The sequence below is a fragment of the Streptomyces sp. NBC_00569 genome, from assembly GCF_036345255.1.
Lineage (GTDB): Bacteria > Actinomycetota > Actinomycetes > Streptomycetales > Streptomycetaceae > Streptomyces.
In genome coordinates this window covers 10,225,236-10,240,134 of record NZ_CP107783.1, presented here as the reverse complement: position 1 = coordinate 10,240,134, position 14,899 = coordinate 10,225,236, and the positions used below count along the sequence as shown (strand labels likewise).

At 67.7% G+C, this 14,899-nt stretch carries 15 protein-coding genes and 1 pseudogene; 2 read left to right on the top strand and 14 right to left on the bottom strand.

Features of this window, described 5'->3' with window-relative positions; translation table 11 throughout:
* Nucleotide 1 precedes the first annotated feature (1 nt).
* Nucleotides 2-1,180 (bottom strand): exonuclease SbcCD subunit D, encoded by a 1,179-nt coding sequence (locus OHO83_RS46405; RefSeq protein ID WP_266681907.1) that lies wholly within the window; start codon nt 1,178-1,180, stop codon nt 2-4.
* A gap of 178 nt (nt 1,181-1,358) precedes the next feature.
* Here OHO83_RS46405 and OHO83_RS46400 point away from each other — a divergent pair, with 178 nt between their 5' ends.
* Nucleotides 1,359-1,949, top strand: coding sequence for a helix-turn-helix domain-containing protein (locus OHO83_RS46400; RefSeq protein WP_266681905.1), 591 nt, complete (start codon nt 1,359-1,361; stop codon nt 1,947-1,949).
* A 79-nt stretch (nt 1,950-2,028) separates the two neighbouring features.
* Here OHO83_RS46400 and OHO83_RS46395 read toward each other — a convergent pair whose 3' ends face one another.
* From OHO83_RS46395 to OHO83_RS46365, 7 genes are all read right to left on the bottom strand, one after another.
* A complete protein-coding gene (locus OHO83_RS46395; protein WP_266681904.1) occupies nt 2,029-2,721 on the bottom strand; it encodes a restriction endonuclease in 693 nt (230 codons plus the stop codon).
* Nucleotides 2,722-3,350: 629 nt separating this feature from the next.
* A complete protein-coding gene (locus OHO83_RS46390) occupies nt 3,351-3,701 on the bottom strand; it encodes a hypothetical protein (RefSeq protein WP_266681903.1) in 351 nt (116 codons plus the stop codon).
* 80 nt (nt 3,702-3,781) lie between these two features.
* Complete coding sequence (locus tag OHO83_RS46385; protein ID WP_266681901.1) at nt 3,782-3,982, bottom strand: hypothetical protein; 201 nt, start codon at nt 3,980-3,982, stop codon at nt 3,782-3,784.
* Nucleotides 3,983-4,313: 331 nt separating this feature from the next.
* Nucleotides 4,314-4,715 carry a hypothetical protein gene (locus OHO83_RS46380; RefSeq protein ID WP_405633946.1) on the bottom strand — a complete coding sequence of 134 codons (402 nt, stop codon included), beginning with the start codon at nt 4,713-4,715 and terminating at the stop codon, nt 4,314-4,316.
* A 75-nt stretch (nt 4,716-4,790) separates the two neighbouring features.
* The gene (locus OHO83_RS46375; RefSeq protein WP_266681899.1) at nt 4,791-5,285 is read right to left on the bottom strand and encodes a hypothetical protein; all 495 of its coding nucleotides are present in this window, start codon (nt 5,283-5,285) and stop codon (nt 4,791-4,793) included.
* A gap of 337 nt (nt 5,286-5,622) precedes the next feature.
* Complete coding sequence (locus OHO83_RS46370; RefSeq protein WP_266681897.1) at nt 5,623-6,252, bottom strand: DUF6461 domain-containing protein; 630 nt, start codon at nt 6,250-6,252, stop codon at nt 5,623-5,625.
* Nucleotides 6,253-7,504: 1,252 nt separating this feature from the next.
* Nucleotides 7,505-8,356 carry an alpha/beta fold hydrolase gene (locus tag OHO83_RS46365; RefSeq protein WP_266681895.1) on the bottom strand — a complete coding sequence of 284 codons (852 nt, stop codon included), beginning with the start codon at nt 8,354-8,356 and terminating at the stop codon, nt 7,505-7,507.
* A 103-nt stretch (nt 8,357-8,459) separates the two neighbouring features.
* Here OHO83_RS46365 and OHO83_RS46360 point away from each other — a divergent pair, with 103 nt between their 5' ends.
* Nucleotides 8,460-8,873: a winged helix-turn-helix transcriptional regulator gene (locus tag OHO83_RS46360; protein WP_266681893.1), complete on the top strand. Its 414-nt coding sequence runs from the start codon at nt 8,460-8,462 to the stop codon at nt 8,871-8,873.
* A 21-nt stretch (nt 8,874-8,894) separates the two neighbouring features.
* Here OHO83_RS46360 and OHO83_RS47225 read toward each other — a convergent pair.
* The 6 genes and pseudogenes from OHO83_RS47225 to OHO83_RS46335 all read right to left on the bottom strand — a co-directional run.
* Nucleotides 8,895-8,984, bottom strand: a pseudogene (locus OHO83_RS47225) (IS5 family transposase); the annotation flags it as partial.
* A 145-nt stretch (nt 8,985-9,129) separates the two neighbouring features.
* Nucleotides 9,130-9,948 (bottom strand): RNA repair domain-containing protein, encoded by an 819-nt coding sequence (locus OHO83_RS46355; protein WP_405633947.1) that lies wholly within the window; start codon nt 9,946-9,948, stop codon nt 9,130-9,132.
* A 248-nt stretch (nt 9,949-10,196) separates the two neighbouring features.
* On the bottom strand, nt 10,197-10,397 hold the full coding sequence (locus OHO83_RS46350) for a DUF6381 family protein (protein WP_266681891.1): 201 nt from the start codon (nt 10,395-10,397) through the stop codon (nt 10,197-10,199).
* Nucleotides 10,398-10,573: 176 nt separating this feature from the next.
* The gene (locus tag OHO83_RS46345; protein ID WP_266681889.1) at nt 10,574-10,765 is read right to left on the bottom strand and encodes a hypothetical protein; all 192 of its coding nucleotides are present in this window, start codon (nt 10,763-10,765) and stop codon (nt 10,574-10,576) included.
* Nucleotides 10,766-11,353: 588 nt separating this feature from the next.
* Nucleotides 11,354-12,547 (bottom strand): RNA-guided endonuclease InsQ/TnpB family protein, encoded by a 1,194-nt coding sequence (locus tag OHO83_RS46340; protein ID WP_266681887.1) that lies wholly within the window; start codon nt 12,545-12,547, stop codon nt 11,354-11,356.
* 780 nt (nt 12,548-13,327) lie between these two features.
* The gene (locus tag OHO83_RS46335; RefSeq protein WP_266681885.1) at nt 13,328-14,587 is read right to left on the bottom strand and encodes a glycosyltransferase family 87 protein; all 1,260 of its coding nucleotides are present in this window, start codon (nt 14,585-14,587) and stop codon (nt 13,328-13,330) included.
* Nucleotides 14,588-14,899: the final 312 nt, after the last annotated feature.

Here is a 14,899-nt window from a genome sequence, read left to right as displayed (position 1 = left end):
GTCAGACCGTTTCCTTCTCCTGGACATGGGCGCGGGCGCGCAGGTCGTCGACGGCTTCCTGCAGCAGGCCCGCTTCTTCCTCGGTGGGCTGGGTGCCGCGGACAGCGGTGACGAAGTCGTGGGTGATCTCGAGGTCGCCCCGGCCATGGAGGCGTTCACGGTAGGTGGGGGTGTCGGTGCTCTGCCCGGGGATGGCGGTGGGGATGTGCTCCAGGTGCAAGGTGTGGGGGAAGCGTTCCCGCAGGCGGGCCATGGGCTCATACGGGCGGGCCGTGTTGGTGAGGGTGACGTGCAGCCACGCCTCGGCCAGGCTGTCATGGGCGGGGTCGTCCAGCAGGTCCTCGAGGCGGCCCGTGAGCTGGGCCAGCGGCAGCCTGAGCTCCTGAGGCAGGTCGGTGCGGGTGATCGCGGGAACTGCGTGCTGGGGCAGGTCGATGAGGGTCAGGGACTTGATATGGCCGGTCTCGGAGAAGGAGTAGGCCAGCGGGGAGCCGCTGTAGTGGATGCGGCTGTTGACTTGCTGGGCGCCGTGCAGGTGCCCCAGCGCGACGTAGTCGATGCCGCCGAAGACACCGGCGCCGGCGTGGGCGACGCCGCCGACGCTGATGTCGCGTTCGCTGTCGCAGCCGGATGCGCCGGTGACGAAGGCGTGGGCGAGGACGACGGAGCGGGTGCCGGCAGGGCGGGCGGCGAGGTCGGCGCGGATGCGGTCCAGGGCGCAGGTCAGCACCGCCTGGTGGGAGGCCGTCTCGGCATCCAGCTGGTCGCGGGCCAGGGCGGGCTCGAGATAGGGCACGCCGTAGACGGCGATGGGGCCGTGAGCGTCCTCGAGTACGACAGGGACGGCAGCCTGCGCAAGGTCGGTGCGCAGGTGCACTCCGGCCTTGGACAACAGGCCGGAGCCGACGCCGAGGCGGTGCGCGGAGTCGTGATTCCCACTGATCATGATCGTGGGTATGCCGAGGTCGGCGAACTGCTCCAGTGCGTGACTGAACAGCCGCACCGCGTCCAGGCTCGGAATGGCCCGGTCGTAGACGTCGCCCGCTACCAACAGCGCATCGACGTGTTCGGATCGGGCTGTGGCGCAAATGTGGTCGATGACCTTGCGCTGAACATCGGTCAGATCTTCCCCGTGGAACCGGCGGCCCAGATGCCAGTCCGAGGTGTGCAGGAACCTCATGCGCACAGACCGTAACCCCAGGGACAACAAACACGGGCAGCTTTCCCGATAAACAGTCTTGTTTGGGGTGACATCGTGACAGGCGGGAGACAAGGCTGAGGTGAGTGACTGGCCGCCGGGCCGTGCCCTCTGCCGTGCCCGATCGAGCAGGAAGCAACTTCCCAATGCCGAAAGTCAAATGACCGCGGCGCGTTGCAGCGGCGGCTGGGAGCCCGACGTCGTTCAGGAGCACCGGCCTCTGGTGGGGCCTGCCTGCAGCCCGTGCCGAGCCCCGCCCCTCCCCCACCACCACCAGCCTATTGGCCGGCTCGGTTCGTCCGGGGCCCGAAGCCCGTCGGAGCTGCGGGCACACCGCATGAACGTTGACGGGTCGCACATGAAGGCCATGACCGCTGAGGAGCTCGCGGGCGCGGCAGGGACGACGAAGGCGCAGATCCTCGCGTACGAGAACGGGCACCGAGTGCCGGATCCGCCACGCATCAAGGCACTTGCGCGCGCCCTCCATATCCATCCGCGGCTCCTGATGAACCCCGAGAAGCGCGGCAACTGGGCGATAGCCGACGCGGCGCGGATGCGGGCTGCGCGCCGACGACGTCGTGCGCGAACTCGGCGTATCCCCGAAGGAGCGACGCTCCGCCGCGCAGCTGTCGACGCCGAGCACCTGCAAAAGCGCCTCCGGAAGGTCGGCCGGATCCTCGCAAAGGTCACCGTTGCGGCCGACGACGTCATCGACGCGGAGGTCGTAGAGGACGACGAAGCCCGTGGTTGAGCGGAAGGAGGCAAACTTGCCCCCTTCCGCTCAACCACGGGCCTCAGGAATTTTGCCCTGCGCTGACCTGCGGCTTCTCTCAGCGCAAAGGCGTCGAACGGCGTGGGGGCGGCACTTTCGGCAGCAGCTCCCACAGCGGCCGTGAGCCGGCCGCCCAGGAGGCAAGCATCGTGCGGTCGGCTAAGTGCATGCGCAGCTGCCGGGCCAGTTCAGGGCACTTCGTCGAGAAGCGTCCGTTCGTGACGACCAACACCACGTCCGCGCCATATAGCTGGCGAGCGGTCCCGTTGACCCGCTGAAGGTCTGGCGTGCCCACCGCCGAGCCCTGGGCGCCGTTCCTGCGGTGCTTGCACTGGATGACCCACTTGCGGCCCAGTGGGTCAGTGGCGAGCACATCCGCCCCGTTGTCGCCCGCGCCGCCGATCTGCTTCGCGTCCGTGCAGCCGTCCCGCCGCATCAAGTCTCGTATTGCGTACTCGAAGTCGCGGTGGTGCAGCCCGTCCAGCTGAGGCAGCCCGTAGCGCAGACCCTGCCACTGGGTGCGCGCCCACAGGGCGCGCTGCTGACGTTGGTACAGCGCACCCACACCCGCCAGTACGGCCACCACGGCGAGCAGGACGAAGACCCACCAGTGCGCCAACAACCAGTTGACCGCCGCGATGAAGATCGCCAGCCCGATGACCGCGCCCACGAGGAGAGCCACGAGCTGGTCCTGCTCGCGCTGTCGGCGCTTGCTTCGCCTACGCCTTCGCGCCGGCGGTCGCCGCGTCATCACTGACCACCCCGAGGTGAGAAGCGGATCGGGTACGTCACCGTCGGCTTCGGCAACGGCTTCTGATGCCAGCCCGGGAATCGCACCGGGTACACCGCCGTGGGGTTAGGGCGCGGCCGATGCTCCGACCCCGAGGCCTTCCCCGAGCCGTCCATGGCGTTACCCCCACCAACGACCACTACGGCCACGGTCGCGAGTATCGCCATCTCGCGTCGAGCACCGGACGCCCACCGCGAGTATCCCCGAACCGCCGTCCCGTCCTTCCGCACATACGGCCTCACCCAAGGCATGCAGCCTCCCCCTCCACCACGGCTCCCCGCCGAACTGCCCATGCTGACAGACACCACTGACAACGGGTCAGCAAACCCGCACCCACGGTGATCACGTAAGCGGAGATCAGGCCAGGTCAGTACACGCGGGGCTCCGCCCCACACCCGTGCGGCCGCCGATACAGGAACAGTTCGGGATACGGGAAAACGAGGAAGCCTCTCGGCTGTGGCCGCCTGAGCCGGCGTCGGGGAACATCAGTACAGCGGTTGGCGGTGAGATTGATCTTGGCCTGCGGAGGAAGGGGCTCGCACAGGGCCGACATCAGGGACGGTTGCCGACGTTACCCCCGGGCTTCAGTGTCAGCCGAGGTACGACGAGCCTGGACGCTGTTCACCCTGCGCCCGGTCCATCGACTCTTCCTTGCTCAGCGGCCGGTACAGGTAGGCGGCGGCGACCGCTGCCGATAGGGCGCCGATCCAGATCACGGCGGCGGGAAGGTCTTCGCGCAGAGTCCCGGAACCCTCGCTGAAGACCACGAAGAGCAGCCACACCACGATCTGCACGACGCCGAACACCGCCGCCGCGATGATGTCGCTGCGCTTCTTCGTCTTCAATGCCCGCCAGACGAACGGCAGCTCCAGGATGAACCCGGCGAGCGCGACCGGAACGATTGCCCAGACGATCTGGGCCGTACGAGAGTTCAACCCCATGAGAGACCTCCTTGACTGTGGTGAAGGGTCACCCGGCGGCGTACCCGAGTGCCTTGTGAAGGATGCAGCCAATGGCCGCTTCAGGCGTCCGCTTCTTCGGAGTTGAGGAAATCCGAGTAGATCGTTGCGTTGTTCCAGGGCTTCTCGGCGACGTCGTAGCCGTGCTGCGCGCACAGCCGGTCCCACGGGTCCAGGAACGGCGCTCTGTCGCCCTCGACCGGATCGTCCAGGCGGGCCAGGAACCTGTCCTGACGGGCGGGGACGAGCGGCAGGTGCGTCATGGCCTCGTCGATGCGGTGGGCTACAGCTGTACTTCCGCGCCGCGTTCGCGGTCCGCCGAAGGACCCGCTCCACCACTGGCACGGAGATGCGCGGATGCCTCAGATCAGCAGAAGGTCGACGTCACCTCGAGCGATCACTCGTGTCGCGCATGAGGGTTCCTTCCAGCGCAGGCACCCCCCACTCGAGCAGACCACGGAATTTGCGGACCAGAGGAAGACCACCCGCCGATTCCGGCGGGAGCCAGCCAGTGCACTCGAATGCCCGATCTAAAGTGCTGGCAGCCCGCCCGCCAATACGCCCCCGGGGACTACCAGCGGTGAAGCGCGGCACTCACGCTGGGTCCGCTGAGCCTCGGTTGTCCTCAACGTGAACGACGTGAAGTTCGGTGCCGTCTCGGTGGCGCTTGGAACGTCCGAACAGCCCGACAGTGATCTCAGACTCGTCCATAGGCTCATCAGGGCCGACATAGGTAAGGACGTCGTTGTGATACCCAGTGACGACCCACCCCTCGGTATCCTTGAGGTCGATCACCCCAAAGTCCCCTGCCGAAGATCCGGCTTGCGCCGGGCCGAACTTCTTCACGATCTCGGTGGCCTGTTCAGCCAGCTCTCCCACCGGAGCTGTCAGCACGACACAGGTGCCATGCTCGAACAGCACCCACGACTTGCGAGGGTCGGTGAGAAGCCGCTGCCAGACGTTTATCAGAATCTCGATGTTCACGGCAGTCATCATGCAGCAGAGCACCGGGGCCGGCAGCGTGCGGAGGATTGCCTGTGCGGCACCGGCCTGTCCCCCGCCGCGCGATCGTCAGAAGCTTCCGAAGAAGCGGTGCCACCAGGTAGGTCGCTGAACATGCCAAGGCAGTTGGCTCGGACCGGCGTAATCGCACTCCAGTAGCTCCTCGGGCACGATCGCGTACCCGAGGCCGGCCAAAGTCCCGCAGACTTTTTCCAGATCCGCAGCGTCCAACTCGCCCTCTGCTTGTGCCTCCCCGGTTCCGAGGAAGGCGCCAGGATTGTCGGCGCAGACCAACGCCAGGGAGCCGAACTTGCTCACGCAGACGACGATCCGGGTTCCGCACACAGTCGCGTCGGCCGGCACGACGAGGCGTCCGTACTCGCTGGAGTCCTGGGTGTCCTGCTCATCCGTGCAGCGAGCTGCGAAGTCGCCTTCGAGTCGGGCCAGCAGACCACCGAAGCGGGCTGCGGTCTCGCCAAGGTCGTAGTGCTGCGGCCACTCCAGCCACTCAGGATCATCAAGCTCACCCAGCAACGCCAGCAGATCCGCTTCGCTCTCGGTCATACGCTCATCATGCTGATCCAGCCAGAGGTGGAGTGGCTCAGGGTGCCACCACGCTCCCACCCCGACATCACCCGAGTCGGACGCGGGGACCATCCCCGCAGGCGCGGGGCAACGACTCGCATGGCGCCAACGCCCGTATGACGCAGGACCATCTCCGCGGGCGCGGGTCGACGCCATCAGCCAGCCGTAGGTGTGCAGTTCCTTCCGACCAACCCCGCTGGCGCGGGGCGACTCCTGGAGCAGATACTCGGCCGGGATCAGCAGAAAACAGCTTCGCAGGCGCGTCAACTTGGTGAGATCCATCTCCTGGCTATTGGAGGAATTTGGGAGAATCCAGCTACGCCTGCCCTGCGATCAGCGCTGTGTGAAGCTTCCCTTGCAGCACCAACTCCTTGGGCAAGGTGAGACGAAACCGTTGCTCAACGACGCTGAGGGACTTGCTGTGTGCCAGGTCCCCGTCCGTCTCGGAGAAGATGCCGGCGGCCTCGAGATCACCGCGCACCAGATCCGGGCGGGGTCCGGTAATCTCCTGCGACCAGCTCATGCACATGTCGAAGCCGCACATGTACCGCCCGTCGCGGAAATAGGCAAAGACAGGTGGGGGGAGTTTCGGGTTCTCCTTCTCCCAGTACAGCTGGAACACGTCCGCCCCATCATTGGAGAGGCCGTCGATGTATCCGGGGCCCATCCGACCAGGCCAGTTGTCACCGTGCGCCACGGCAAAGGCTAGCCCGCCAGCGTCCCCGTACCGCACCGCGATGCTGTCTCCCACGCCCCGCTCCTGGTCCCGCCGCGTCAGGTGTGTCTCCGCCGACGCAGCGGTGTGCTCCCCCAGAGAAACAGGCTCATGGCCCCTGGCGAGGCGAGCAACGAGTTGCTCCGGCGAGAGACCGCGCGCGAGGGTGACGCAGTGGCCGAGCCAGGACAGGTCAGCGCGGGTGATCCAGGCGATGCCGTCCTCGTTCATCCTCTTCCTCCAATAGATGCTGGGGGCGGCGCGTGTGGCGACGCCCCCAGGTGCTACCGGGCTGCTACCTGATGTCGCACTTCACGACAGCCGCGGAGGCGTCGCAGTTCTCAAAGCCCGGGGTGGTCACAAAGTACAGATCCTCATCCAGCAGCCGCAGTTGCTTGGCGAAGGTTGGGAAGCGGCTCATCGATGTGGAGTTCACCCAACCCGACTGACTAAGGATCCTCCGACGGAGGCGTTCGCCACCCCTGGCAGTCCCGCTATCAAGATGGCGGCGGCACCAAGAGCGATGCGGGACAGGATCCCTCTTCGTCTTGCTGATCTGGACACGTTGTTGCGGTCCTCTCCCCTGCGCTTTCCGCGCGAGGCATGGTCGGCCATTGCGAACAGCGACGCATGCATGCGTCGTCGCAGACATTCCTATGCGGTCTAGACCGCTCGGCCCACCGAACCAACCGCGCCAATCGGGCAGTCAGGTCAATCGAGACGTGTCGATTCACATGGTTTGCACAGGGTCGTAGGCAACTCTATGAAGATTTCGGATCGCCAGTATGCGCGCCTCACGAAGATCATCAAATACCGCCCATATGCACTCAGTTGGCATCTATGAGCTCTTCTCACAGCCCTTCAAATCGTGATCGGCGAAGTGACGGGAACGAACTGGGCAGCGAAAAGGGCTTCGGCTTCATCGAGCATGACGGCGGAGGCCGGCGCTCGCCGGCAACGGCAGGCACCCCCACACGCGTTGACGAATCACAAGCAGCACGAGTGCAGACACCACCCCGCGGGCGCGAGGGCGACATGATCGCCGCGATCTCCTCGATGTTGAGGAACCGACCATCCCCACAGACGCGGGGCGACCTCCGCGGCGAGGACAGGCCCTTGATAAACCCCGGACCATCCCCGCAGGCGCGGAGGCGACGTGACGGCCCACCTGATGTTCGAGGTGTTCAGGGGACCATCCCCGCGGGCGCGGGGGCCACTTCAGCGGGACCGGGCGCAGGATGCGGGCAATGAGCGGGGACCGCGGAAGCCTGGCGCCGAGACTAGGCCGGAGCGGTGCGCGAGGCGCGACAGGAGAAGCCGTTCGAGCGAGTCCTTCTGGCGCCGCCCAGCGGCATCCCGGCGGAGAAGCGCGCTCGCCTCAAGAGCGGTCAGCCGTGAGGGGCGCCGGCTCTGCGAGCACGCCACCCGCTCCTGCCCACTGATCCGACCCCTCGCCGGTTTCGAATGTCAGTCCCTGCCCCGGTCACGCTGCTTTCGCGTCCTCACCGGCCAGGAACGGATGCAGCAGCGTGAGCAGGGCGCGCGGCCGGTGCAGCGGGATGATGTGGCCGCAGTCTTCGATGACGTGTCCGGTGAGATCGTCGGTGACCGGGCGGAGTTGGCGTTCCAGCGCGGCACCGACGGGCCGGGCGCCAAGCGCCATCGTTGGTACCGTCAGGCGGGCAGTGGCTACCGCCTGCTCGATCTGTACCGCGCTCTCGGGCAGGGCCCGGTAGTACGAGAACGCGCAGCTCAATGCCTGGCGGCCGGTGTATGCGCGGATGAAGGCGTCCCGGAGGGCGGGGCGCACCCCGTCGCCGAGTGTGCCGGCGCTCAGAAACCAGTCGACGTATGCGGCCTCGTGGCCCTCCAGCACGGTCTCGGCGAGGCCGGGCGCGGCGGAATGGAAGCCGAACCACCACGGCGGCCCGTCGGCGAGGAATTCCTCGGCGCCGGGCAGCCTGCCCAGAACGGACTCCATGACGGCTAGGCGCCGGACGAGACCGGGGCGGCGCAGGGCGAGGAGGAAGGCCGGCGCGGTGCCCGCGTCGATGCCCACCACCGCGGCCGAGGACACGCCGAGCGTGGTGAGAAGCGCCGCGGCGTCCTCGGCCAGGGTGCCTGCGTCGTATCCGGAGGCGGCCCGGCTGCTCGCGCCGAACCCGCGCAGGTCAGGCGCGATGACGCGGTAGCGGCCGGACAGATCGGCCATGACGTCCGTCCACAGCTCCCAGGTGTGCGGGAAGCCGTGCAGCAGCAGGACGGCCGGGCCCGATCCGGCGAGGGCGACATTCAGTTCGACACCGTTGGCGAGGACGCGTCGCAGCTCGGGCATGGAGGGGCTCCAGGTGTGTGGTGAATGATGGTGACTAGGTCACGTTAGGGAACTACCCTGGTCTCCCCAAGACGGCACTTTCCCTTCAGGTGGTGAGCCCCGGGTGACCACATCGACTCCCGGCGAACCCAGCCGGCGGCCCGGTGAGCGCGGTGATCTGCTGGATCCGCGGTGCCCGACCCGCCAGTTGCTCGACCGTATCGGCACCAAGTGGACGTCGATGGCGGTGAAGGTGCTGGCCGAGGAGGCTCCGGGCGAGCTCCGTTTCGCGGAACTTCGGCGCCGTATCCCGGGCATCTCACAGAAGATGCTGTCCGTCACCCTGCAGAGCCTGGTCCGCGATGGCCTGGTCGCGCGCCGCGTGGAACCCACTGTGCCGCCCGCCGTCCACTATCAGCTCACCCTGCTCGGCCTGTCCCTCGAAGGACCGCTCTCCGCCCTGCGCGCCTGGGCCGAGACGCACATGCCGGAGATCGACCGCAGCAATCAGCTCGCCGACGCGCCGCCCCCCAACTAGGGCGTGGATCGAATGTGCTGGTCACAGCCACTCGTTGATGGCCGCGACGAGGACGGTCGCCTCGTAGCGGACCGCTAACTTGTCATACCGCGTAGCTACTGACCGGTGTCTTCACGGATCCCGCCCCCTGACCTAGGACGAACGCCGGCCCCGCACGCAGGACGAGTTCGACACCCGCTTCGCCATCGTCACGGACCTCATCGGCACTCCCACCGAACTGTTGAAGTGTTCTCCCTCGTGAACGAGGGAGAACACTTCAAGGGTGAGGTACGTCGTCGCTGCCGAGCAGGATGCGGGCCCGGACCCGCATCGGCTCGTCGCCGCGGCGGGAGAGCAGGACCAGTTCGTCGACCCGGGCCGTCATGGGGCCGAGGAGGGCCTTTGCCTTGCGGGCGAGGAGGTGCGGGTCCGGGGTACGGCCGAGGGACAGGTGCGGGGTGAAGCCGTGCGAGTGCGATGCGCATAGCGGGAAGCGGAGTTCCAGCGACTCCCGCAGCCGCGCCCAGGGCTCGTGGTCGGCGGCGGCCGGGTCGAGCCAGACGGTGGCATCCTCGCGGTGTTCGAACCAGTGGACGCCCGCCAGGCGGGCGGTGAACGGCGGCGTCTCGGCGAGCGCCGCGGCGACCAGTGGCAGGGCCCGGGCGAACTCGGCCTCGGGGACGAACCCGAAGAGCACGTTGACGTGCGGTGGCCAGCGGCGGATCTGCCGGTCGTGTTCGCGGCGGATGTGCTGGATCGGCGGCCACAACTGTGCCGGCGGCAGCCAGGCGACGGCGGTGCGGTTCGTCGACGGGACGGCGAGGACGTCGCCGGGGGCTGGGGCCGGCACGGGACCGACCGGCTCGACGAGGGTCTCGTCGAGCCGATCGAGGGCGCAGGCGCGGTCCCAGACGACCTGGCCGTCCTCCTCGAAGAACACCACCCGGTGCCAGGGGATCTCTCCGCCCGGCACGAAGTCGTCGAGCAGGATCCGCTTCGGCGGGGCTCCGCGCTCGGCGATCCCCATCACGAACCGCTCGGGGTCGAAGCGCGGGTCCCAGAGCACCCGGTGGTAGATCTCGTCGCTGGTGTGCACGTCAGCACCTGCCCTCGTCTATCAGGGTGACGCGCGCCCGGTCGGCCCTGCAAATCCACGCCCGGCCCGCCCACCGCTGAGCGGCCGCCGGCCGGTGTCTGTGCCGGGAGTGCAGTGGTGGTTTGCCGGTGTCGTTGGCGGCGCAGGGGCGTTGTTCCCTGGGCGCAGACAGCAGTGACCGGCCGGGGGCCTCTCGCGTGACACAAAGGCCACGGAGGCCGGCCACCGGCCGGTGTCTGTGCGCGGAACTACCGGCGGGACGAGACCGTCGGGTCGGTGTCCGGCATGCGGGTGCCGCCCGTGTGCTCGCTCTGCTCCTTGAGCCGGCGGGCCTGGTCCATCAGGCGCTGACGCTCCTGCGGGTCAGTGGCGCGTTCCGCGGCCTGTTCGAGGTCCCGGGCCCGGGCACGGTTCTGCTGGGCACGACCGGACTCACCTGCAGCGCTCATGATCACTCCTTGGGTGATGGGGAAGAGCGGGCCATTTCAGAGAAACAGGCCCCGCCACTCCCTGCACATCGATCAATCACCCACTGTTATTCGCGCAGTTGGGAGGGGTGCTCGGAACGGCTTGCGTGCCGGACCCCGCTCACATGGCGGGGCGCTCTCCCCCAGTGGCCCCGGTCCTACGAGATGAGCGCGGTCTGCGCGGCCTCGATGCCGCCCTGAGGCCAGGCCAGCACGTCACGCACCCGGGCATAAATCTGGTCGACGAGGGTTTCCGAGGCGTAGCCGGGCACCCGGCTCGCGGCCGGCGCCTGGTCCGCCGCAGCCGACGCCAGGGCTGAGGCGGAGACCTCGGTGTCGGCGGGAGTCACGGTCGACTTCCCCGGCCGTGACACAGGCGAAGACCACGGCGGCGGCCGCGGTGGTGGCGGGCTCCGACTCGGGCCTCTCAAGCGCCTGTTGAACGTCCTCGGGCACCGCCGGAGCGCACGTTGCGGGCACGGAGGCAACCTCCAGGCGCGCCCAGGCGCCGGCAACGCTCATGCGGGGCACCCGCGAAACGATGGTGCACCTTCATCGGCATCGATGACGGTCTGTCCAAGAAGCCGTGACCAGCCACGGCAACGGTTCATTCGAACCACGAGGCGAGCACTGCCAAGGACGTGTGCCGCTTTTGACGGAGTGGAAAGGGGGCCGTAGGCCCGCGACCGGGCGAGGGCGGGGCCGCGGGCCCACGGCGTCAGGATTCCGATTGCCGGAAAACCAACAGATGCCCCCGGTCCGGGGATTGAGGGCACCACGGGGGCATCTGCCAGCCACTCCAACGGGAGCGCTCGGAGTTGACCCAGCCAATGTGCCCGCCCCCACCAGCGCACCCCGCATCTGACGCGGCGTGTCGCGCTGATACACCCCTTCTTGCTCACCCTTGACATGCTCCGCCTCCTGAAGGAGGGGGATTCCTACGGCTCGCGCCGTGGGGTTTTCTGCTTCGTCGCCGACTGCCCGCCCGGAGAACTCCGTTGAGGTCTTACACCAGCTCCACAGACTGTCACCGCCAGCCCGGCGGCCAGAAGATTGCGTGCCGCGTTCACGTCCCGGTCATGGGTCGTGCCGCACTCACACGTCCAGATGCGGACGTGGAGCGGCATCGTGCCCTGCACGCTGCCGCAGTGGGAGCACAGCTTGGACGAGGGAAAGAAGCGGTCGACCGCGATCACTTCCCGCCCGTACCAGGCGGCCTTGTACTCCAGCATGCTCCGCAAGTCCGACCACGCCGCATCCGAGATGGCGCGGGCCAGTTTCCGGTTCTTGACCATGTTGCGCACCGTCAGGTCCTCGATCACGAGCGTTTGGTTTTCACGAACGAGTCGAGTGGTCAGTTGGTGCAGGTGGTCGCGGCGACGGTCGGCGATGCGGGCGTGGATCTTGGCGACCTTGCGCCGGGCCCTGGCCCGGTTCGCACTGCCCTGCTCCTTCTTCGCCATGCGGCGCTGAGCCTGGGCGAGGGCGGCACGGTCCTTGCGTTCGTGCCGAGGGTTGGCGATCTTCTCCCCGGTGGACAGAGTCAGCAGGTGATCCAGACCGACGTCGATTCCCACTGCCGCATCAGCAGCGGCAAGTGGCGCGATGGCCGGGTCCTCGCACAGCAGGGAGACGAACCAGCGCCCCGCCGCATCCTGCGACACGGTCACCGTGGACGGGGACACGCCCTCGGGCAGCGGGCGCGACCACACGATGTCCAGCGGCCGGGCCATCTTCGCCAGAGTCAGCTCCCCGGCACGGAACCGGAAACCGCTGGTGGTGTACTCGGCAGATTTCCGCGACTTCTTCTTCGACTTGAAGCGCGGATACTTTGCCCGCTTGGCGAAGAAGTTGGTGAACGCCGTCTGCAAGTGCCGCAACGTCTGCTGCAACGGTACGGAGGAAACCTCGTTGAGGAACGCCAGTTCCCCTGTCTTCTTCCATGCGGTCAGCATGGCCGAGGTGGCGTTGTAGTTGACCCGCTCCTGCCGCGCCCACGCTTCGGTGCGGGCGGCAAGCGCGAGGTTGTAGACCTTGCGCACGCATCCGAACGTGCGCGACAGCTCGGCCGCCTGCGCATCGGTCGGATAGAAGCGGTACTTGAACGCCCGCTTCACACAAGTCGTGGCCACGCCCACAAACTAGTGCGACCGATGTGTGAGACCAAACCTGCGGGCCAGAGCACGGCCTTTCGCCCTGGGGGCGAATGACCCCACCTTGCCCTGCTCCGCAGGAGTCCGTTTCCTCCCCTGCCTGAAGGCAGGGGTATCCACGGAGGAACCCGATGAAGCCTTGTGCCGGACAAGCAGCGCCGCGGCAACAGCAACGGTCGGCGTGTCTTAAGGGTTCACAGCGTCCTGCCCGACCCTCTGCCGTACGTTTTCCACGGCTGCCCGGCCCCCGCCCAGTCTTCTCCGGGAGCCGGCAGCCACCAGACACTCCGGCAGGTACCCCACGGCCGCGACACCAGCCGTGCTGCGGCCCGCCGCGGGCACGGACACCCGCCCCGGCATGGCCTGACAGCATCCGCCGACACGGCGCCCTGCCGCTCGAGCCCGACACCGACCGTGCACCGCCCCGAAGCCGAGCGCATCCTGCACGCCCCTAGGGACAGGGCGCAGACCACGGGATGGCCTGCCGGCCGGCAGGTCGCCCCGCACCGCTCGATCGAGAACGGCGCGCAGACAGCCACATCGAAGAGGGCCAGGGCACGTGACCGCGCTCTGGCCCTCTTCGCTGTGGGGGCGGCCGCCCTTGTCCGCCGCCGGTCACTCGCCGCTGTAGAAGTGCCGGTGCTCGCCGCCGTGGCTGGCCTGCAGGGTGCAGCGCATGGCAGCGTCGGCCGCGCGTAGCGCACTCTTCGGGTAGGCGTCGGCCAGGCCCGGGAGGCGGGACGACGTCGGCAGTGGACTTCAGCCGGTGGCCACCGGCTCGTCCGCCGCATGTGGCCGTGGTACCAGCCCACCTGCCTGAACCGGCCTGGTCTTGGCTGCGGTGCAGAGCGGGCGCAGGAGGAACACCGCGGCGGCTAGCAGCAGCCCGTCGCGGACGGCCAGCGTGACGACAGCGGACCAAGTGCTGTTGATGACGCTCCAGTAGGTCCACGGGTAGAGGACTGAGGTGAAACCGCATGCCGCGAGGACCATGCGGGCCGGAATCTGCAGCCCTGATGTGCGCCAGCTGGTGCCGACGGCGGTGATTCCCACGGCCCAGATCATGAACTGAGGACTGAAGACCCGGCTGGTGAAGATGCAGAGCAACACAGCGGCGAGTCCCAGGAAGGAGGGCGTGGCGCCTGTGAAGAAGCTTGCCGGAAGGCGCAACCTCAGCCACACCAGCCCGGCCAGTCCCAGGACATTCAGTACCAGGAGTGCGTGTGCCACAAGGTCTACGTACGGTCCCGTGAACTGCATCGCGCCATAGGCCATCTCCGCCTGCCCCGACCAGCCGAAGTGGCGGGCCACATGGAAGGGCAGCGCGCCGAACGACTCGATCTGGAGACCACGATCTCGCTGCCCGGAGAGGAAGGACCACGCCCCTGGCAGTACGGTGCCGAGCGCCAGGCAGAGAACGGTCGCGGCTCCCAGGGCACGTTTCCACGCCTCACGCATGGCCCCTCCCGACCCGACCCCCAGCAGCACAAGCACCGGCCAGAGCTTCATGGTTGCTCCGACGCCGGCCAGGGCTCCCCCGACTCGGGCACGGGTGGGCAGCCAGAGCAGAGCGGCTACGCAGATGCCTGTGACCGTCATGTCCAAGCGTGCGTAAGGCATCGCCCCGAGCAACGGGATGCCGATCGTCCAGACCCAGGCGCCCATCATGCTGCGCCCTTCTTTACGGCCGGTGCGCACCAGCGCGGTGAACACGGCGGCGTCGACCAGGAAGGCGGCCAGGAGGAAAGCGTGCTTGTAGGTGAGCACTGGCAGCAGCGCGGGCACCAGGACTGCCAGAGACATGCCCGGGGGGTATTGCCAGGTCTCGTCACTTACCGGGAAGCTCCCGGACTGGAAGACGGACAGCCACTGCTGGTAGATGGCGAGTTCCCCGTCGTTCCCGTCCGTGGCCGGCAGGGAGACCAGGCCGAACACCAACATCATCAGCAGCAGTCTGCTGATCCCCCACTCGAAGAGCGGTCCCGCTTGTCGTCCCCGGTCCCGTTGGTGGCCGATCATGAGATTCCTTTCCTTCGTGCCGCGCATCGCATGCACGTGAAGGCCCCTAATTCCGGACGGATGGCGTCGGATGTTTCAGACCAAAGGATGATGAAAGAGCATGGGAACCCTAGGGGAGCCTCCGCTTCGGGGCATGGGCGCATGGCGCGGCTGCGGCACTTTTCGCCCGTTCAGCGGGCTTAGCACCGGATTGCCGGTACATGCGACGGATGGGGAAGGCCAGTTGGTCTTCCCCATCCGTCGCATGCGAGATGCAACTCTGCAAGGCGATCTCTGCGTCACCACGCCGCGCTGCGCCCGCAGCCCCAGCGC